Here is a 17,261-nt window from a genome sequence, read left to right on the forward strand (position 1 = left end):
CCGTTACGCCCGAGGAAGCCTCGGACCGATGGGTCCCGAGCGGCCGGTCAGTGGAGCGGGGCCGACCAGCGGAGGCGGGTGCCCGTGTCGTCGGGGTTGGGGAGGATGGTGAAGGTGCCGCCCAGTTCCTGGGCTCTGCGGGCGAGGTTGGAGAGGCCGCTGGGGGTGATGTTGTCGGGGATGCCGGTGCCGTCGTCGGAGACGGTGATGGTGAGGTCGTCGGCGACGTCGAGGGTGACGGCGAGGGAGTGCGCGTTGGCGTGGCGGACGGCGTTGGAAACCGCCTCTCGGACAACGGCTTCGGCGTGGTCGGCCAGGACGGGGGTGACGACGGAGAGGGGGCCGGAGGTGCGCAGTGAGGTCCGCAGGTCGATGTCGGCGGTGTGCTGGGCGATGACCTGTTCGAGGCGTTGACGCAGGCCGGGGGTTTGGCCGTTGCCGCCGTGCAGGTCGAAGATCGAGGTGCGGATTTCCTGCACCACGTCCTGCAGGTCGTTGACGACATCCGTGAGGCGGCGGCGGATTTCGGGGGCGCGGGTGCGGGCGATGGTGCCCTGCAGGCTCAGGCCCGCGGCGAAGAGACGCTGGATGACGTGGTCGTGCAGGTCGCGGGCAATGCGGTCACGGTCGGTGAGGACGTCGAGTTCGCGCACCCGCTGCTGGGCCTCGGCCAGCTGGATGGCCAGGGCCGCCTGCTCGGTGAAAGCTGCTGCCAATTCCAGGATTTCGTCCGAGAACGGGGGAGCGGAGATGGGGCGGACGATGACCAGCACGCCGAAGGTGGCGCCCTGGGCGTGCAGCGGGAGGATCAGGGTCGGGCCGGGATCCGACAGCGGCTTGCCGAGATCGATGCCGGCCGCGTCGTCGAAGCTCAGCGGGGTGCCCTCGGTGAACACGCGCCCGATGGCGGTGCCGGTGGTGCGGGCGACCGGGCTGCTGGGCCCATCGCCGGGCCCGGACCAGCGTGCGATCCGCAGCTCCCGTGCCTCCTCCGCCGGCATATCCGGATCGTCGTCGACGGCCAGGAAGGCGCGTTCGGCCTGCGTCAGCGTGCGCACATGCTCGACCACGTGCGCGAGCACGTCATCGGCGGCGGTCCCGGCCAGGAACGCGGTGGCGGTGTCGCGGGTCGCCTCGATCCACGCCTGCCGGGTGCGGGCCGACTCGTACAGCCGCGCATTGTCGATGGCGATACCGGCCGCCGCGGCCAGCGCCTGGACGATCACCTCGTCGTCCTCGTTGAAGGGCAGCCCGTTCTTCTTCTCGGTCAGATACAGGTTGCCGAAGATCTCGTCCCGAATCCGCACCGGCACCCCGAGGAAGGTGTGCATAGGTGGGTGATTGGCCGGAAACCCCACGGACGCAGGATGACTGGCGATGTCGTCGAGCCGGATCGGCTCGGGTTGATGGAACAGCAGGCCCAGCACGCCGCGCCCGGCCGGGAGGTCGCCGATGGATTCGGCGGTCACGTCATCGATGCCCTCGTGCACGAACTGGGTGAGATGCGCGTCCACGCCGCGCACGCCCAGCGCGCCGTAGCGGGCCTCGACCAGGCTGGTGGCGGTGCGCACGATGGTGCGCAGCGTCTGGTCCAGATCCAGTCCGGCGGTCACCGACAGCATGGCCTCGACGAGGCCGTCCATCCGGTCGCGGGCGTCGATGATCTGATCGACCCGATCCTTGACCTCGGTCAGCAGTTCGCGCAGTCGCAACTGCGACAACGTGCTTCGCACCGAGTACGAGTCGTCGGAGGGGGCAGTCATCTGGAGGCGTCCTGGGTCGGGAGTAGGTGAATCTGGGGTACCGCTCACCCACAGTGTATTTGGGCCGTCGGAGGTTTCCGCCTGCGGCGCGGCGGGCACGGCGAAGGCCCTGATCGGCTCATCCGGCCGCCGTTGCCGGATGGTGCAGCGTGTCAAGTGCTGTTGCGAGCAGCCGATGTGCCTCGGCGGCAATGGCGTTCAGCGCCGGTTGCGCGAGTGTGCCGGCCTGCACCTCCGGATCGGCCGCCTCGACCACGACCCCGGTGTCGTCGCCGCGCAGCACGACCCGGCACGGTAGTAGTAGGCCCGCCTGCCGGTCGGCGGCGAGGGCTCGAGCGGTCAGCCGGGCATGGCAGACCTCCAGGACGAGGTAGTCATCGAGGTGCTCACCCGTTCTCTCCCGCAGGATCGCGCGCAGGTCGATCTCGGCGACGACACCGAAACCCTGGCGGCGCAACGACTCCCGGGTGCGCTCGACCGCGTCGGCGAAGCTTCCGTCCATGTGCGTGGTGATCGCGGGCGCGGGCGCGACCGGCACCCGGATCTCGGTGATCAGCTGTCGCGGGTCGCTGACCTCGTCGGGTCCGATCAGATACGCCTCGGTGGGGGGTCCGATCGGTTTGCATCCCGACTGCCGCACCCACTCGCCGAGCGCCCGATAGGCGGCGTCGAGTCCCTGGTAGCCGCCGCGATGGCAGGTGCGCGCCACCAGCGTCGGCGGTATCACGACCAGTTGCGCCCCGGACGCGGGCCCGAGATTCGGCGCGGGCTCGATGGGCAGCCCGAAATCGACCCGGATGGTGTCCTCGACGGGGAGTTCGTGATGAAAGGTCAGAGTGGGAGCGCCGGAAGCGGTCAATCCGGCCCGCGCTGCCACTTCCGTCATGCGTTCCACTCCGGCGGCTATGGTGTCGCTGAGCCGGTCCGGCCGGATCTGGAGGGGGATCCGCATCACCGTCTGCGCCGCTGTCTCGCACAGGTCGATTCGATAGGTCATCACGTCTCTCCTTGTCGAGGGTGTTCCCTCAGACTCCGGCGCGTGCCGGCCGGGCCACAGAGGCGAAAGTCCTGTCGGCATGGGTAGAACCGCCGTTCGCGCCGGGGACAGGACCTAAGGCCCTGTCGGGCGCGGGAATTCGATGGTCACATGGAGGCTGGTACACGCAGTGAACCGATGACGGGAGATGGCGGCATGACAGGTTTCCGGTCCGACGAGGTCGCGCGCGGCATGGTGAACCTCTCCCGGGCCGAATCCCTGCGCCTGCTTTCCGGTGTGCCGTTCGGCCGCGTCGTCTTCACCCGCGATGCGCTGCCGGCGATCCGGCCGGTGAACCACATCCTCGACGGTGACACCGTCATCGTCCGCACCCAGCTGACCTCCCGGCTCACCTCGACGGTGCGCGCCGACTCCGACGTGGTGGTCGCCTACGAGGCCGACGACATCGATCGGACGACCCGGCTGGGCTGGTCGGTGGTGGTGACCGGCATCGCGCGGACCATCACCGCCCCGGACCTGGTGGCCCGCTACGATGCGCTGGTGAAGCCTTGGGCGGATGGGAACATGGACACCATCGTGGCCATCGAGCCGACGCTGGTGACCGGTATCCGGCTGGTCGATCGGGAATCGATCGGGGCCGAGCCGCTCCGGTGAGCGACGCTCCGGCTACCATCCACGCTGCCGCGTCTCGGATATTGTGCCGATCCGACGACGCCGTCCGACCCCACCGTTCCCGAGAGGACCACCATCATGTGTCAACCGACCCCTTGCGACTGCGGCAAGATCACCTGGGCCGGCTGCGGCGAGCACATCGACCAGGTCAAGGTCAGCGTCCCCGCCGAGCAGTGGTGCGACGGCGAGCACGAGACCGCCGGCAAATAGCCGCCGATCGCCTCCCGCGACCATCGGCCCGCGGCGGGGCGGTCTTTGGGCCCCTGGTCCCATGACCATCGGCCGCAGTGTCGGCACCCCGGTGATTCATACCGTGAGGGTGGGCGGCGCTCCGCCGCCCGGTAACCGCACCGCCGGGAGATGGCAATGGCTGAGCAGGAATACGACGATCCGCACCGACTGGTCTCCGCGGGAGTGGTCGTCGGCGTGGACGGGTCGTCGGGATCGGACATCGCGCTGCGCTGGGCAGCCGACCTGGCGGCGCGCCGGGGACGCATGCTGCAGGTCGTCCACGGGCTGGACCTGGTGGGCACCAGTGCCGTGATGGGCCCGTATGCGGTCGTGACACCCGAGGTGATCGACGCTGCACAGGCCAAGGGCCGGGAGGTGGTTCGGCATGCGGTCGAGACCGCACAGTCCGCGCACCCCGATCTGCAGGTGACGGCGCACCTGTTCAACGACTCCGCCGCGGGATTGCTGATCGACTTCAGCGCCCGCGCCTACGCCGTCGTGCTCGGCGCCACCGGGACCACCGGAACCTTCGCGCATCTGGGCTCGACGCTGCTGTCGGTCACCTCGCACGCGGCGGGCACCGTGTTCGTGGTGCGCCCGGATCACCAGGTGGACAACATCGTTCGTGATTCCGGTCCGGTGGTGGTCGGCGTCGATTGCGGCCCGGTGAGCGAGCCCGCCATCGCCGCCGCATTCGCCGAGGCGTCGGAGCGGGGCGCGGACCTGGTGGCCGTGCACGTCTGGAGTGACTGGAGCGCGGGGGTATTCGCCGGCGATCATCCGACTCCGATGCTCGACGACGTCGAAGCCGTCGAAGAGTCGGTCCTGGCCGAGCGGCTCGCCGGGTGGCAGGAGAAGTACCCCGACGTGACCGTGATCCGCCGCGTCCACTTCTCCGCTCCGGCGGCGCACCTGCAGGATTGGTCCAAGCACGCGCAGCTGGTCGTGGTCGGCAACCGTGGCCGTGGGGGATTCCTGGGCTTGCTGCTCGGGTCGACCGCGCACTCGCTGGTGCAGCACGCCCACTGCCCGGTCATGGTCGTCCACGCGGCCGACTGACGCCCGCACCGCCGATAACCCTCGGCCGGCCCGCACCCTCGTGAAACCCGTTCGGCCACCGTCATTCCGCGGTACCGGGCAACTGTGTGGGCCGTCCGTGTCGGCTATGAGAATCCGGCCTCAAACATTGCGGCGCAATGTGTTTCGGCGGAGATGGTTTGTAGCGCCGGCGACTGTGAAGCGTCTCAGGAGTGGCTGTGCAACATGCTGTCGCTGGGTAATCAGACCTCGCCGGCGTGCAGTTGATCCGGAATCGTTCGGTTCTTGCTGGTCCGGGCTGAATCGCGGGGTTGGCGGGGCGTTCTTGACAGGCAAGTAGTCACTTGCCTATGGTCGGGTGGTGGGCGATATTTTCAAGGCCCTCGCCGATCCCACGCGGCGGATCATTCTCGATGAATTGGCCGAGCGGGACGGGCAGACGCTGTTCGAGATTTGTGCTCGGCTCAGTGGGCGGCATCAGCTGAGTTTGACGCGGCAGGCCGTGTCGCAGCATTTGGCCGTGCTGGAGGAGGCCGGGCTGGTCGAGACGCGGAAGCAGGGCAGGTACAAGTTCCACCACCTCGATACGACTCCGCTGGCCGCCATTCAGGAACGGTGGCCGGTGCACAGGAAAGGGTAAGGGCCGTGCGGATTTACATCACCAGCGTGTTCGTGGACGACCAGCAGAAGGCGCTCGACTTCTACACCGGGGTACTGGGCTTCACCAAGAAGCATGATGTGCCGCTGGGCCCGGGGGCCCGCTGGCTGACGGTGGTGTCGCCGGAGGACCCGGAGGGCGCGGAATTGCTGCTCGAACCGGATGAGCATCCTGCGGTCAAGCCGTACAAGGACGCGCTCGTCGATGACGGCATTCCGGCCGCCTCGTTCCAGGTGACGGATGTGCGGGCCGAATTCGAGCGGCTGAGCGGTCTCGGGGTGACGTTCACGCAGCAGCCGCTGGAGGCGGGACCCGTCACCACCGCCGTATTCGACGACACTTGCGGGAATCTGATCCAGATCGTCACCCCGGCCTGACGCGTCCGCTCAGACGCGGGCGCGCTCACGGGCGAGGGAGCGGTCGCGCTGCTCCTCGAAACGCGGGATCTGCACCTGGTGGAGATTGTCGAGGTAACGCGCCAGCCGCTCCCGCGCCTGTTCACCCTGGGGCCCGAAGTCGGTGCGGCCGAAGACATTCCAGTGCCGCAGTACCGGCATCAGCACGTCCTCGTAGTGCTGGCGCAGATCGTAGATCCCGTGCTTGGCCATGAGGACGCCGTGGCGGCGGAAGTTGGGCATGCCGGTGCCGGGCATGCGGAAGTTCTCGACGATCAGGTCGATGGCCGCCATGGCCTGGTCGGGCACGAGGTCCAGGGCCGCGCCGCACAGGGTGCGATAGAAGATCATGTGCAGGTTCTCGTCCAGGGCCAGCCGCTGCATGATGCGGTCGGCGACCGGGTCCGCGCAGACCTCGGCGGTATTGCGGTGGCTGATCCGGGTGGCCAGCTCCTGGAAGCTGACATAGGCCACCGAGTAGAGGAAACCGGCGTGCGCGGCCGCAGTGCCCGGATCGACGGGCGCGGCGAAACCATTGGTCATATGGGTCATCCGATCGTTCTCCAGCGCAACCGGATCGACGCCGCGGGTGACCACCAGATAGTCGCGCAGGACCACGCTGTGCCGGTTCTCCTCCGCGGTCCAGCGGCCCACCCACGTGCCCCACGCCCCGTCGCGGGAGAAGTTCTCCGCGATCTCGCGGTGATAGGAGGGCAGATTGTCCTCGGTGAGCAGATTGGTGATGAGCGCGGCCTTCGCCACCTCGGAGAGCCCGGATTGGTCCGGATCCCAATCGATTCCACCGAGCTGCGCGAAATTTCGACCGTCGTCCCAGGGCACGTAATCGTGCGGATGCCAATCCTTGAACACCGACAGATGCCGGTCCAGCGCCTGCCCGGCGACCGGCTCCAGTTCCACGAGAATCTCCCGCTGCGTCAGCTCACGCGCCACGAGTCCTGTCCGCCTTCCTGTCCGATGAGTGGAGGCCATGCGGCCACCGCCCACCGTTCCGGGCCGCGCCCGAGCGCGACAGAGCCGAAAGTCCCGACCGGACCGGGACTTCGATCTTGGAATCCGGGACCCACCGAAAGGTGCGCCTGGCCACCTGATCCCGGGACCTTCGGCCCTGTTTGCGCCGCAGTGCCCGGTGCTGACATGGACGCGTCGACATCAGGGTCGATCACCACCAGGAGGTCGTGCAGCGTGTACGCGGACGAGGTCGCCACCATGCCGGAATCGTTCGTCGAGGTGGTCGTGGACGGCACGGCCTCCACCCAGGAGATGGACCGGGCTCGCGCTGAGCTCACGGAGGTACTGCGCCGCCACGGCGTGGCCGGCAGCGCGCGCCTGCGGCTCACCCAAGGTGCCCGCGTCGACGGCACGTCGGTCGCGCAGGTCAACCTGTGCGTCGCCGGGAATCCGGTGCGTTGCCAGATCGACGGCCCCGGCACTCTCGTTGTCCGCTTCGCCGCCGAACGCCTCGGCCGCGCGCTGAATCGCCAACTGGCGCAAGCACCCCCGCGCTGGGCGCCCGACCCGGCCCGCGCGCCACTGGTCACAGTCGGCGCGGAACGCCCCATCGTCCGCCGCAAGCACTGCGTGCCACACCGGTGCGACCCGGCGGCCGCCGTCGCGACCATGGACGCCCTGGACTACGACGCCCACCTCTTCACCGACCTCGACACCGGCGAGGACGCCATCGTATATTGGGCCGGGCCCCTGGGCGTCCGGATGGCCCGCCAGCGCCGGGCATGCCCGCCTCGCGATTTCGAGCATCTCCCGCTGACCATGAACCCCCACCCGACCCGCATCCTCACCGAGTCGGCCGCCGCCCTCCGCCTGTGCGGCTACGGCCTGCCCTTCCTCTTCTTCACCGACGCCGAGGATGGCCGCGGCCGCCTGCTCTACCGCCGCTACGACGGCGACCTCGGCCTTGTGGTCGCGACGTCCGCTCTGCCGGTCTCGTAGCGGCGGCCCGCACCGGGTCGGGCCATCGATCACAGCGTCCTCTCAGCGCTGTTCCGCTAAACCTCGAGTACGGACTCGTAGGCTCACCGCCGACGTCACGACAGGAGAGTGCGGATCATCATGGGACCCACGACCATCAATGGGCTGCCGGCCCACGTTCTGTTCGTTCACGCTGTGGTCGTGCTGGTGCCGGTGACCGCATTACTCGTCGTGGCCGCGGTGCTGTGGCCCTCGGCGCGGCGCCGGATCGGCGTGCTGTTGCCGGTGGTCGCCTTCCTCACCCTGGTGTTCGTGCCGTTGACCACCCACTCCGGTGAATGGCTCGAACACCGCACGCCGCGAGATCCGCTGTTGCGCATCCACACTCACCTCGGTGACGATCTGCTCGTCTGGTCGGCGGCGACGTTCGTGTTCGCCACCGTGTGGTGGGCGATGCACAGTGAGCGCGCGCGGGACCTCCTGCGGCGGCGGGTGCCGCGGGTCGACGCTGTCTCCGGTCGCCGGGCGATCGCGGCCATGGTCGCGGTGGCTGCCCTCGCCGTGTCCATCGGATCCGTCGTGCAGGTCTATCGCATCGGGGACAGCGGGGCGAAGGCCGCCTGGCACGATCGAACCGCCTCCCAGGCCAGGTGATCCCCGGTGGCCCGGCATGTCAGGGGGCGACGCGGCCGAAGAGGACGGACTCCATGAGGCGGATCACCCACCGGCGCGGGTAGATTCGCTCGTCGTCGCCGAAGACGCGGCCGTAGTCGACAACCAGCCCGAGGGCGGCGTGCACGAGAATCTGCCCCTCGGCGCGACTGAGCTCGGGGCGGACCCGAGCCAGCAGGGTCGCCCACTCGGCGACGACCAGGCGTTGCACGACACGCAGTGTCGCGAGTTCGTCGTCGGGGACGTGGCCGAATTCGGCGAAGTAGACGAAGATCAGTTCGCGTTCGTCGAACGCTCCGGCCACGTACATGTCGACGAGTTTGGCCAGAGCGTCGGCGGGACCGGAGGATTCGGCCAGGGTCGGGCCGATGACCGCCGACATGCGGTCGGCGGCCCGGCGGAACGCGGCATTGAGCAGGTCGCTCTTGCCGCGGTAGTAGCGGTAGACCGCCGAGGGCGAGGGCAGGCCCGCCGCGGTGGCGATGTCCTCGACGCTGACATTCGGGTAGCCGCGCTCGTAGAACAGCCGGATCGCCCGATGCAGCAGCAGTTCGTGCTTGAGTATCGGCGGCACCTCCACCGCGCGCGGCGCGGCCGCCGGGAGTCCGGGCGCGGGCAGATCGGCCTCGACCAGCGCCCAGCAGGACGAATTCAGCAGGGCGGCCGTGGCTTTCGCGCCGAGGGCGATGCGGTGATCGCCCAGGCCGCTCGCGGTGCTGAAGACGCCCACCGCCCGGACCCGCCGCTCGTGATCGGACAGCTCGGGCCGCACCTCACCCATCAGACCGCCGAGCGCGGTGAGAGCAGTCGCGAAATGCCCGTCCACCGTGCGCTTGTCGGCGTCGTCGAGGTAGCGGAAATCCCAGCGCGCCAGCCCGACCGTGGTCCGGTTGGCGATGGTGCCCGCGATGATCCCGTCGATGGCGTGCCTGAGCCGCCGCCGGGCGGGCCAGGCCCCGGCCTCCGGCGGCAGGCGCACCGCGGCCACGGTCAGTGCGCCCAGCCGCAGCAGTTCGCTCGCGAACAGTGCGTACTTGCTCGGGTAGTGCCGGTACAGCGCCGTGGAGGTGATCCCGAGCCGGGCCGCGATATCCTCCATGCTCACCCGGTGATACCCGAGTGCGGCGAACTCGGCCGCGGACACCGCGGCGATCTGGGCCCGCCGGTTCTTGGGGCGTCGCCGCACCGCCCGCGCTCCCGGGTCGGAGGCGGGCGTGGTGGCGCGGTTCACGACTGCGGCTGTTGTGCCAGCGGCGAATTCACCTTGTTCACCAGCCACCGGTCGCCGGACCGCTCCAGCCGCATGACCATGGACAGCTGCCCGGGCGCGGGCTTGCCCTGGGTGCCGAGGCTGGTGATGGTCTGCCCGATCACCACGATGGCCTGGGCGGAATCGCGGTCGGCAGTGCGGACCGCGCACTGCACGTCGGTGGCCTTGGAAACCACCTGGCCCTGGGTGAGCACGTCCCGCAGATCCTTGCTGGTGGAATCGAATTGCTTGCGCCAGTCACCGGTCGCGCCGTCCAGGACAGCGGTGAAGTAGGCGTCGAGGTTCTTGGCGTCGTAGGTGGCCAGCAGCGGCGCGTACTTGCAGGCCGCGGCCCGGGCCTGCTCCTGGGCGGTGAGCAGATCGCGGTGGTGCGCGTCCTGCTGGTGGAAGACGATGCTCGAGCCGATCGACCCCGCGAGCGCGAGCACGACGGCGGCCCGGGCCACGATGCGGCCGCGCTTGCCCGGTGCGGGTACGGAGACTCGCGGCAGCCGCGACTTCTTCAGGCGCGCGGCGGCTTTCGGAGCGTCGACGGGCTCCTGCGTCGCCTCGGTCTCCGCAGGCCCGGCCTGCTCTGCTTCTACGGTGGCCTTGTCCGCAGCATCGCTGACGGTCTCGGTATCCGGTTCGATGGTCGCAGCGCTCGTTTGCGCGGCGTCGGTGCTCATTTCGACGTTCTCGGCGCTCGCCCGGTCGGCTTCCGCAGCCGTATTGTGCTGAATCATGTTCTCGCTCATGGGAAGTCTCCTATCGGGGGACAGGCTGGGACATTTCGTTGCCGGTGGCCCCCGGCGGCTTGGTCACCCCGTTGTCGGGCACGTCGGGCCGTGGCGCGTCGGCCGAGCCGCGGATCTGTAGTGCCGGATTCGAGGTGACGCAGTAGTTGTAGAGCCGGACCCGGGTATCGGCCTGGACATCGGTCGGCACCACCGGGATGGTGTCGTAGTCGCAACTCGGCCGGGGCCAGGGGTCGACCAGGGTGTTGTACGCGCCGTCGTGCGCGGGGATCCCGAGCGCCTCGGTGCCCACCCGCAGGGCGGGGAACAGCGCGGCGATGGCCGGAGCGCGCAGCTTGGCGGCCTTGGTGACGGCCACGAAGTTGGTCACCAGATTGGTGATCGGGTCCTGGGTCTGGGTGATGAACCCGCTGAGGGTGGCCAGCTGTCCCGGCCCGTGCTGGAGCAGTGTGCGCAATTCCTGGTCGGCGGAGGCGAACTGGTCGAACAGCACGCTGCCCGCCTTGGTCAGCGTGCCCAGGTCGGGCTGGGCGTGCTGGGTGGTGCCCGCGATGACCTCGAGGTTCTCGATGAGCTGGCGGGTCTGGGGGAGCAGGTCGTCGAGCCCGTTCATGGCCCGGCTGATGCCGGAGATCATGTTGCGCAGCCGATCCGGGCCGCCGGTCAGCGCCTTGTCGAGCTCGTCGATGATGGCGTCGAGCCGGTCCGGGTTCATGCCGCCGATCAGATCGCTGAGATTGGTGAACACCGACTGGATCGGCGCGGGCACGCTGGTGCGCGCCCGCTCGACCAGCGAGCCGTCGTGCAGATAGGGCCCGGTGTCGGAGTCGGGCCGGAAATCCAGGTACTGCTCGCCGGCCGCCGAGAGTCGCCCGACCGCGACGGTGCCGCCGATGGGAAGCTTGGCGCTGTCGTCGATCTCGGCGACCGCGGTCACACCGTCCCCGGCGACGTGCACGTCGGTGACCTTGCCGATCCGGCTGCCCCGGAAGGTGGCGTCATTGCCGGGCAGCAGCCCGCCCGAGGAAGCCAGCTCGACGGTCACCTTGTAGGTGTGCGGAATCGGGTTGAACCGCAGCACATATCCGCCGATATACCCCGACCCGAGCACCAGCACGACGACGAGCCCGATGTTCGCGAGGGCGATGCGATGCCGCACCACCCACTGCCACAGTGGCGGATTCATCGATCCCCTCCCTGCTGCGCCGGGCCGGGCTGCGCGTCGGGCTGCCCGGGTGGGCTGGTGAGCCGGCCGAACACCTTCTCCAGCACCTGCGCCAGGCTGCCGATGAACTGCCCGGCGTCGCCGAGTTCGGGCCAGCGGCTGCCGCTGGGGTCGGTGAGCGCGCCGACGCTCAGATACGACACGGTCGCCGCGACCGCCAGCGCGGGTCCGCGCAGGCTGGCCATGAGCGACGGGTAGATGGTGTGCAGCCCGTCCAGCGCCCCGGTCAGCTGATCGCTCTGCGCGAATCCGGACATGAGCGCCTGAATGCTGTTGAACAGGCTCACGAAATCCCCGCCGCTGGTGTCGGCGAAGTCGCCGAGCGCGTCGGTGGTGGTGGCCACCTTCGACAGCAGGTCCACGATCTGCTGATTGTTCTCGGTCAGCAGGGCGATCAGCGCGGGAAAGGTGTCGGCGGCGGCGCCGAGTTGCGCCTTGCGCCGGGCCAATTCGCCCGAGAGCGAGTTCATCCCGCCCAGCACCTGGTCGATATCCCCGGTGCGGGCATTGAGCGCTGCGATGGCGGCGGTCATCTCGGTGATCAGATGGGACAGCTCCGGCGCCCGGCCCGCGAACATGGAGTTCATCTCACCGGTGATCTTGGCGGCCTGATTGATGCCGCCGCCGTTGAGCAGCAGCGAGATCGACATCATGAGCTGCTCCACCGACGCGCCCGCCGCGGTGTGATCGGTGCCGATGGTGTCGCCGTCGCGCAGCGGATCCCCGGCCTCCTGCGCGGAGGGCAGCGTCATGGCCACGAACATGTCACCGAGCGGGGTCGCCTGCCGCAGCTCGACCGTGGTGCCCTTCGGGAGCCGGATGTCGTCGCGGATGAGCATCTGCACGTCGCCGATGAAGTTCGTGCTCTTGATCCTGGTGACCACGCCGATATCGGTGCCGCCGATCTTGACGTGCGCGTGGTCGGGCAGATTCAGCGCATCGGCGAAGGCCGCGTGAATCGTGTACCCGGGCGCGCCCAGGCCGGGCTTGGGCATGGGGAGCGTGTCCACCGTGACCGCGCACCCGGTGGTGGCGAGCAGGGTGGCGGCGGTGAGCAGTCCGCCGAGAGCTGTTGTGCGTAGTCTCATTTCAGGTTCGCGATTCCCAGTAGTGCGGCGGTGAGGCCGAAGTCGGGGCCGAAGTCCTGGACCTTGCCGGTGCGGCAGCCATCGAGGCGCATCTGGATGCGCTCGCAGAAGGTCGACAGGATCTCGCCGTCGAGCAGCGACTTGTCGAGCAGGCCGTGCAACCGCAGTGCCTGATCCTCCTTGCTGGTGGCCTTGGCGATGTTCTGGAACAGCAGCGGCCCGACGTCCACGATCTCGGTGAGGCCGCGGGCATTGGCGCGCATCTGATCGGTGATGGCCACGAAGCGGGTGAGCGCCCCGGCCAGCTGATCCCTGTTCTGCCCCACCAGGGTCGAGGTATTGGTGACGAAGTCGTCGAGCTGCCGCAGCACCGCGTCGATGCCGGGAGCCTGGTCGCCCATGAGGTTCACCAGCTCGGTGAGCCGCCCGCTGAAGTCCCGCACCGTCTGATCGTTGGCGGCGATGACCTGGGTGATGTCATTGAGTTCGATGATGGTGTTGGAGATCTGGTCCTTGTTGGCGAAGGTCACCTCGAAGGCCGAGGACAGCTGGTCGAGGGTTTCGCGCAGCTTGTCGCCATTGCCGTTGAGCAGCGGGAACAGCACCCGGCTGGCCATCGGGCCGGTGGTGTTGTCGCCCTTCAGCGCCTCGCCGAGCTGGGAGAAGGTCGCGAGGATGCGATCCAGTTCGACCGGAACCCTGGTGCGCTGCAACGGAATGTAGGCGCCATCGGTCAGGGTGGGGCCGTCGCCGGTGTAGGCCGGGGCCAGCTCCACGTGACGATTCGTGATCAGCTGCGGATTCACCAGTGCCGCAATCGCGTCGGCGGGAATCTTGACATCCCGGTCCAGCGACATGGTGACCTGGACGTAACTGCCCTTGGGCGTGACGGTTTCGACGGTCCCGACCGGAACCCCGAGCACCGCAACGTCATTGCCCGCGTACAGGCCCGCCACGTTCTCGAAGTCCGCGGTGACCTTCATCTGCCCGCCGAGATACTCCTTCGACAGCGAGGACACCGAATCGGGCAGCATGCCGCACGCCGAGGCGAGCAGGAGCGCGCCGCAGGCCGCGGCCAGCTTCATTCGTCCGCGAAGTGTCATCACTTGCACCCCTGCACGGCCTGCGCGAAGCACAGTCAGTTGTCCGGGAACAGCCACGGCGCGTACACATTTCCGTACGGGCCGTCGCCGAGCACATTGTTGAACTGCCGCAAGGTCACCGGCATGATCTGGTACAGCCGGTCGAGGTTGCCCTTGTTCTTCTCCAGGCCCTCCGACATGGTGTTCAGGTCGGTGATGAGCGGGCCGAGCTGGTTGTTGTTCTCCAACCCCATCTGCTGCAACAGCTTCGACAGCGACGCCACATTGTCCAGCAGCTGCTTCAGCAGCGTCTGGCGCTGCTGCACCGCGCTGCCGATGGCCTCCCCGCGGGTGAGCAGCAACAGCACGCTGTTCTGGTTGTCGGCGGTCAGCTGCGAGACGGTGTCCATGCTCTTCAGCAGGGTGTCCACCTCGTCGCGGCGGTCATTGATCACCTTCGCCAGCGCGCCCACACTGTCGAGTGCCTGCACGGTCAGCTCGGGGGAATTGCCCATCTGCTGATCCACCAGATCCAGCGCCTGCCGCAGCTTCTGCGGATCCAGCTTCTCGAGGCGCTCGAAGCTGTTCTTGTACTGCGGATCCTGGATGACCTTGCCCAGGTTGTAGGGCACCGAGGTGTGGTCGAGCTTGATCCGGTCGCCGGGCAGGGCCCGGCCGGCGCCGGGCGTCAGATCCACGTGCAACCGGCCCAGGATCGTCGACATCTTGATGGCCGCGCGCGCCTCGTCGCCGAGTCGGATGTCGCGGTGCACCCGCATGTCCACCACCACCTTGCCGTTGTCGAGCTCGACCGCGCTGACCTGACCGACCTCGATGCCCGACACGTCCACGGTCGCGCCCGGCCGCAACCCGGCGGCCTGGGCGAACTCGGCGTGAATCGTCTTGTCGCCCAGCTGCGCCTGCTCGATCAGGGTGGAGCCGACCAGCAGCAGCGCCACGAACGCCGAGGCGAGCAGACCCAGCCGCAGATAGCGGTTGCGCAGGAAGCCGGGATAGCGGATCGAGGGCCGGCGCAGCGCCGGAACGCGTGGCCTCCTCATCGGCACACCTCCGAATGGGATTGGCCGCCGATCTGATCGAACAGACCGGGCGGGAGCAGCACGCCCCACAGCGAGACGTCGAGGCTGCACAGGTAGGCATTGCCGTACGCGCCGTAGCTGCTGAAACGCGCGACGCCATTGAGCATGTCGGGCAGTTCGACGGCCGCCTTGTCCAGTGAGGCGCCGTTGAGCAGCAGCAGGGCGACACCGGCGGAGGCGTCGGTCTGGGCCTCGGCCGCGCCGGGCTTCACCTGGGCGAGCACGTTCACCAGCGAATTCGTCGCCGTCGCAACGCGTTCCACCGACGACTTCAGCGTGGAGCCCTGCGTGTACAGCGCCTCGGTGAGTGCCCGCGCCTGGGTGATCAGCGTTTCCAGCTCGTTGCTGCGGTGGGCCAGCCCGGAGATGACGCTGCTGAGATTGCCGACCACCTGTCCGAGAATCTCGTCGCGCTGGCCGAACGTACTGGCCAGCTGTGCGGACTGGGTCACCAGCGCGCTCAGCGAGACGCCATTGCCCTGCAGGGCCTGAATCAGGGTCTCCGACAGCGAATTCACCTGATCCGGTTGCAGCACGCTGAACAGCGGCTCGAAACCGGACAGCAGCGAGGAGACATCGAAGGAGGGTTCGGTGCGCTCGATCGGGATCTGCCCGCCCGGCGCCATCGGCTCACCGGCGTCCTTGCCGGGCATCAGCGCGATATAGCGCTGCCCGATGAGGTTCTGGTACCGCACCAGCGCCTTGGTCGTGGTGGTCGGATGCTGGTCGTCCTCGATGCGGAAGCCGACCCGGGCGCGGTAGCCGTCGGTGAACTCGATCTTGTCGACCCGGCCGACGCGCACCCCCGCCATGCGGATGTCGTCGCCGATCCGCAGCCCGAGGACATCGGAGAACACGGCGGAGTAGTCGTGTGTGCGGCCGGGCACCGAGCGCTGCAGCGTGGACCACATGGTGTAGGTCAGCACGATCGCCACCACGGCGAAAAGGCTGAATCCCGCCAGGGCTTTTCCGGATTTCACGAGGCGCCTCCGGTCTCGGCGGGAACCAGGGATCCACCGGCCAGAATGGGTGTGAGCAGCAGGACCTGTGCGGCATTGGGCCTTCCGCCGACCAGGGCGGCGATGGCGTCGGTGCCGCGCAGCCCGGCGGGCTGGGCCGCGGCCGGATTCGTCTCGGTGGCCGCGGCCGGTGCGGTGAGCCCCGGGATCGCCGGTAGACCGGGAATCGCGGGCAGGCCCGGCATCGCGGGCAGGCCGGGTGCCGCCGGCTGGGTGGCCTCGACGGGCGCGGGCCCCGCGGCCTCGAGTCGCTTGGGTATGAGCTGCCGCGGAAACTCCTGTGCGGGAGCGGTTTCCGGCACGGTCGCACCGCCGCAGCGGGGCCCGGCGAGGTCACCGTAGTGCGGGCAGTCCGCCGCGCTGTATTGCTGGAACGGCGTGAAGGTCACGTCCATCCGCCAGACCATCTGCTTCTTCGGGCCGAAGGTGAACGTGCCCTGCAGACGCTGCAGCGCCGTATCGAGATTGGCGATGGCGGTCGGAATCGCCTGCGGGTCCTGGGCCAGGCTGCCGAACAGCTGGTCGAGGCCCGACACCAGGAACTTGCCGGAGTCGGGATTGCGGGCGAAGAGCCCGTTCACCGTGTCCACGGCGGTGCCGCCGCTGGTGAGCAGGTCCATGAGCGCCGCGCGCTGCTCGGTGAGGGTGCGCGCGGTGGTCACCGACTTCGCCAGTGTCCCCACCAGATCCGGGGCCGACTCGCTCAGGGCGGTGGCCGCGCGACCGAGATTGCCCAGCAGATCCCCGATGCCCTCGATGCCGCGCACCTCGGTGATCCAGTGATCGAGCCGCTCCACGGTGGAACCGGGCACGCGCGCCGACGGATCCAGCGCCGCGGACAGCGTGGACAGCACGCGGCCCAGCTTCTCCGGCTGAATGTTGGTCAGCACCGTGCGCAGCACATTGAGCGTGGTCTGCAGCTGCACGGTCGCGCTGCTGGCGTCCTCGGGAATGGTCGCGCCCGCCCGCAGGGTGTCCCCGGTGGGCGTGGTGTCGACCAGCTCGACGGCGGTCACCCCGAACAGGTTGTCGGGAATGACCCGCGCCGCCACGGTCGCCGGAATCATGCCCGCCACTTGCGGTTTCAGCGCCAGCGCGGCCCGCTGCCGCTCACCCTTGGCCACCACCGACACCTCCTCGACGCGGCCGACGACCATGCCGCGGAATTTCACGTCGGCGTGGTCGGGCAGCCCGTCGCCGGTGCTGGTGAGTTCGGCGGTGACCGCCACCTTGGCCTCGAAGCGGCCGTTGTAACGCATCGCCAGCAGATACAGCAGCAGCGATACGGTGGCGATCAGGGCGAGTCCGGCCAGCGTGAGCTGCCGGGCCGTGGGACCCCGCCCGCTGGGATCGAGAATCATCGAAAC

The 17,261-nt window shown here is 68.8% G+C and carries 18 protein-coding genes; 7 read left to right on the plus strand and 11 right to left on the minus strand.

Annotated features, from left to right (window positions below; translation table 11 throughout):
• Positions 1-47 precede the first annotated feature (47 nt).
• Positions 48-1,763: a GAF domain-containing protein gene (locus tag ACFXN1_RS24600; protein ID WP_379445723.1), complete on the minus strand. Its 1,716-nt coding sequence runs from the start codon at positions 1,761-1,763 to the stop codon at positions 48-50.
• 118 nt (positions 1,764-1,881) lie between these two features.
• The gene (locus tag ACFXN1_RS24605) at positions 1,882-2,760 is read right to left on the minus strand and encodes a DUF302 domain-containing protein (protein WP_379445722.1); all 879 of its coding nucleotides are present in this window, start codon (positions 2,758-2,760) and stop codon (positions 1,882-1,884) included.
• A 195-nt stretch (positions 2,761-2,955) separates the two neighbouring features.
• On the opposite strand from ACFXN1_RS24605, the gene ACFXN1_RS24610 reads away from it, so the two are divergent.
• The 5 genes from ACFXN1_RS24610 (at position 2,956) to ACFXN1_RS24630 (ending at position 5,736) form a co-directional block, all read left to right on the plus strand.
• A complete protein-coding gene (locus ACFXN1_RS24610) occupies positions 2,956-3,414 on the plus strand; it encodes a pyridoxamine 5'-phosphate oxidase family protein (RefSeq protein WP_379445721.1) in 459 nt (152 codons plus the stop codon).
• Positions 3,415-3,510: 96 nt separating this feature from the next.
• A complete protein-coding gene (locus ACFXN1_RS24615; RefSeq protein ID WP_379395919.1) occupies positions 3,511-3,642 on the plus strand; it encodes a hypothetical protein in 132 nt (43 codons plus the stop codon).
• A 156-nt stretch (positions 3,643-3,798) separates the two neighbouring features.
• The gene (locus tag ACFXN1_RS24620; protein WP_379445720.1) at positions 3,799-4,722 is read left to right on the plus strand and encodes a universal stress protein; all 924 of its coding nucleotides are present in this window, start codon (positions 3,799-3,801) and stop codon (positions 4,720-4,722) included.
• A 340-nt stretch (positions 4,723-5,062) separates the two neighbouring features.
• Positions 5,063-5,341 carry a metalloregulator ArsR/SmtB family transcription factor gene (locus tag ACFXN1_RS24625; protein ID WP_354845514.1) on the plus strand — a complete coding sequence of 93 codons (279 nt, stop codon included), beginning with the start codon at positions 5,063-5,065 and terminating at the stop codon, positions 5,339-5,341.
• Between the two features lie 5 nt (positions 5,342-5,346).
• On the plus strand, positions 5,347-5,736 hold the full coding sequence (locus ACFXN1_RS24630) for a VOC family protein (RefSeq protein ID WP_379388251.1): 390 nt from the start codon (positions 5,347-5,349) through the stop codon (positions 5,734-5,736).
• Between the two features lie 9 nt (positions 5,737-5,745).
• Here ACFXN1_RS24630 and ACFXN1_RS24635 read toward each other — a convergent pair whose 3' ends face one another.
• Entirely contained in the window at positions 5,746-6,705 is a 960-nt protein-coding gene (locus ACFXN1_RS24635; RefSeq protein ID WP_379463679.1) for an acyl-ACP desaturase, read from the minus strand.
• A 252-nt stretch (positions 6,706-6,957) separates the two neighbouring features.
• Between ACFXN1_RS24635 and ACFXN1_RS24640 the strand changes: the two genes are divergently transcribed.
• Together ACFXN1_RS24640 and ACFXN1_RS24645 are read left to right on the plus strand one after the other, a co-directional pair.
• Positions 6,958-7,722: a sigma 54 modulation/S30EA ribosomal C-terminal domain-containing protein gene (locus tag ACFXN1_RS24640; protein WP_379446674.1), complete on the plus strand. Its 765-nt coding sequence runs from the start codon at positions 6,958-6,960 to the stop codon at positions 7,720-7,722.
• A gap of 120 nt (positions 7,723-7,842) precedes the next feature.
• Positions 7,843-8,355 (plus strand): DUF2231 domain-containing protein, encoded by a 513-nt coding sequence (locus ACFXN1_RS24645; RefSeq protein ID WP_379446673.1) that lies wholly within the window; start codon positions 7,843-7,845, stop codon positions 8,353-8,355.
• A 19-nt stretch (positions 8,356-8,374) separates the two neighbouring features.
• Here ACFXN1_RS24645 and ACFXN1_RS24650 read toward each other — a convergent pair whose 3' ends face one another.
• The 8 genes from ACFXN1_RS24650 to ACFXN1_RS24685 are packed head-to-tail and all read right to left on the minus strand — an operon-like array spanning position 8,375 to position 17,255.
• Complete coding sequence (locus ACFXN1_RS24650; RefSeq protein ID WP_379463680.1) at positions 8,375-9,604, minus strand: TetR/AcrR family transcriptional regulator; 1,230 nt, start codon at positions 9,602-9,604, stop codon at positions 8,375-8,377.
• Positions 9,601-10,380, minus strand: coding sequence for a hypothetical protein (locus tag ACFXN1_RS24655; protein WP_379439167.1), 780 nt, complete (start codon positions 10,378-10,380; stop codon positions 9,601-9,603). The genes ACFXN1_RS24650 and ACFXN1_RS24655 overlap by 4 nt, the downstream gene beginning before the upstream one ends.
• Before the next feature lie 10 nt (positions 10,381-10,390).
• Entirely contained in the window at positions 10,391-11,566 is a 1,176-nt protein-coding gene (locus ACFXN1_RS24660) for an MCE family protein (RefSeq protein WP_379439169.1), read from the minus strand.
• Complete coding sequence (locus ACFXN1_RS24665; RefSeq protein ID WP_379439170.1) at positions 11,563-12,693, minus strand: MCE family protein; 1,131 nt, start codon at positions 12,691-12,693, stop codon at positions 11,563-11,565. Before ACFXN1_RS24665 ends, ACFXN1_RS24660 begins: the two co-directional genes overlap by 4 nt.
• The gene (locus ACFXN1_RS24670; protein ID WP_379439172.1) at positions 12,690-13,796 is read right to left on the minus strand and encodes an MCE family protein; all 1,107 of its coding nucleotides are present in this window, start codon (positions 13,794-13,796) and stop codon (positions 12,690-12,692) included. Before ACFXN1_RS24670 ends, ACFXN1_RS24665 begins: the two co-directional genes overlap by 4 nt.
• A gap of 35 nt (positions 13,797-13,831) precedes the next feature.
• Positions 13,832-14,836, minus strand: a complete 1,005-nt coding sequence (locus ACFXN1_RS24675) for an MlaD family protein (RefSeq protein WP_379439173.1) — start codon at positions 14,834-14,836, stop codon at positions 13,832-13,834.
• Positions 14,833-15,855 (minus strand): MCE family protein, encoded by a 1,023-nt coding sequence (locus tag ACFXN1_RS24680; RefSeq protein ID WP_379439175.1) that lies wholly within the window; start codon positions 15,853-15,855, stop codon positions 14,833-14,835. Before ACFXN1_RS24680 ends, ACFXN1_RS24675 begins: the two co-directional genes overlap by 4 nt.
• The gene (locus ACFXN1_RS24685; protein ID WP_379439176.1) at positions 15,852-17,255 is read right to left on the minus strand and encodes an MCE family protein; all 1,404 of its coding nucleotides are present in this window, start codon (positions 17,253-17,255) and stop codon (positions 15,852-15,854) included. Before ACFXN1_RS24685 ends, ACFXN1_RS24680 begins: the two co-directional genes overlap by 4 nt.
• Positions 17,256-17,261: the final 6 nt, after the last annotated feature.

Origin of the sequence: Nocardia sp. NPDC059154, from assembly GCF_042755705.1 — a bacterium.
Taxonomy (GTDB): Bacteria; Actinomycetota; Actinomycetes; order Mycobacteriales; family Mycobacteriaceae; genus Nocardia.

What these genes read in the sequence shown, in the direction of transcription:
- ACFXN1_RS24600 (WP_379445723.1), bottom strand. Translation starts at nt 1,763, where the DNA reads ATGACTGCCCCCTCCGACGACTCGTACTCGGTGCGAAGCACGTTGTCG.
- ACFXN1_RS24605 (WP_379445722.1), bottom strand. Translation starts at nt 2,760, where the DNA reads ATGACCTATCGAATCGACCTGTGCGAGACAGCGGCGCAGACGGTGATG.
- ACFXN1_RS24610 (WP_379445721.1), top strand. Translation starts at nt 2,956, where the DNA reads ATGACAGGTTTCCGGTCCGACGAGGTCGCGCGCGGCATGGTGAACCTC.
- ACFXN1_RS24615 (WP_379395919.1), top strand. Translation starts at nt 3,511, where the DNA reads ATGTGTCAACCGACCCCTTGCGACTGCGGCAAGATCACCTGGGCCGGC.
- ACFXN1_RS24620 (WP_379445720.1), top strand. Translation starts at nt 3,799, where the DNA reads ATGGCTGAGCAGGAATACGACGATCCGCACCGACTGGTCTCCGCGGGA.
- ACFXN1_RS24645 (WP_379446673.1), top strand. Translation starts at nt 7,843, where the DNA reads ATGGGACCCACGACCATCAATGGGCTGCCGGCCCACGTTCTGTTCGTT.
- ACFXN1_RS24655 (WP_379439167.1), bottom strand. Translation starts at nt 10,380, where the DNA reads ATGAGCGAGAACATGATTCAGCACAATACGGCTGCGGAAGCCGACCGG.
- ACFXN1_RS24660 (WP_379439169.1), bottom strand. Translation starts at nt 11,566, where the DNA reads ATGAATCCGCCACTGTGGCAGTGGGTGGTGCGGCATCGCATCGCCCTC.
- ACFXN1_RS24665 (WP_379439170.1), bottom strand. Translation starts at nt 12,693, where the DNA reads ATGAGACTACGCACAACAGCTCTCGGCGGACTGCTCACCGCCGCCACC.
- ACFXN1_RS24670 (WP_379439172.1), bottom strand. Translation starts at nt 13,796, where the DNA reads ATGACACTTCGCGGACGAATGAAGCTGGCCGCGGCCTGCGGCGCGCTC.
- ACFXN1_RS24675 (WP_379439173.1), bottom strand. Translation starts at nt 14,836, where the DNA reads ATGAGGAGGCCACGCGTTCCGGCGCTGCGCCGGCCCTCGATCCGCTAT.
- ACFXN1_RS24685 (WP_379439176.1), bottom strand. Translation starts at nt 17,255, where the DNA reads ATGATTCTCGATCCCAGCGGGCGGGGTCCCACGGCCCGGCAGCTCACG.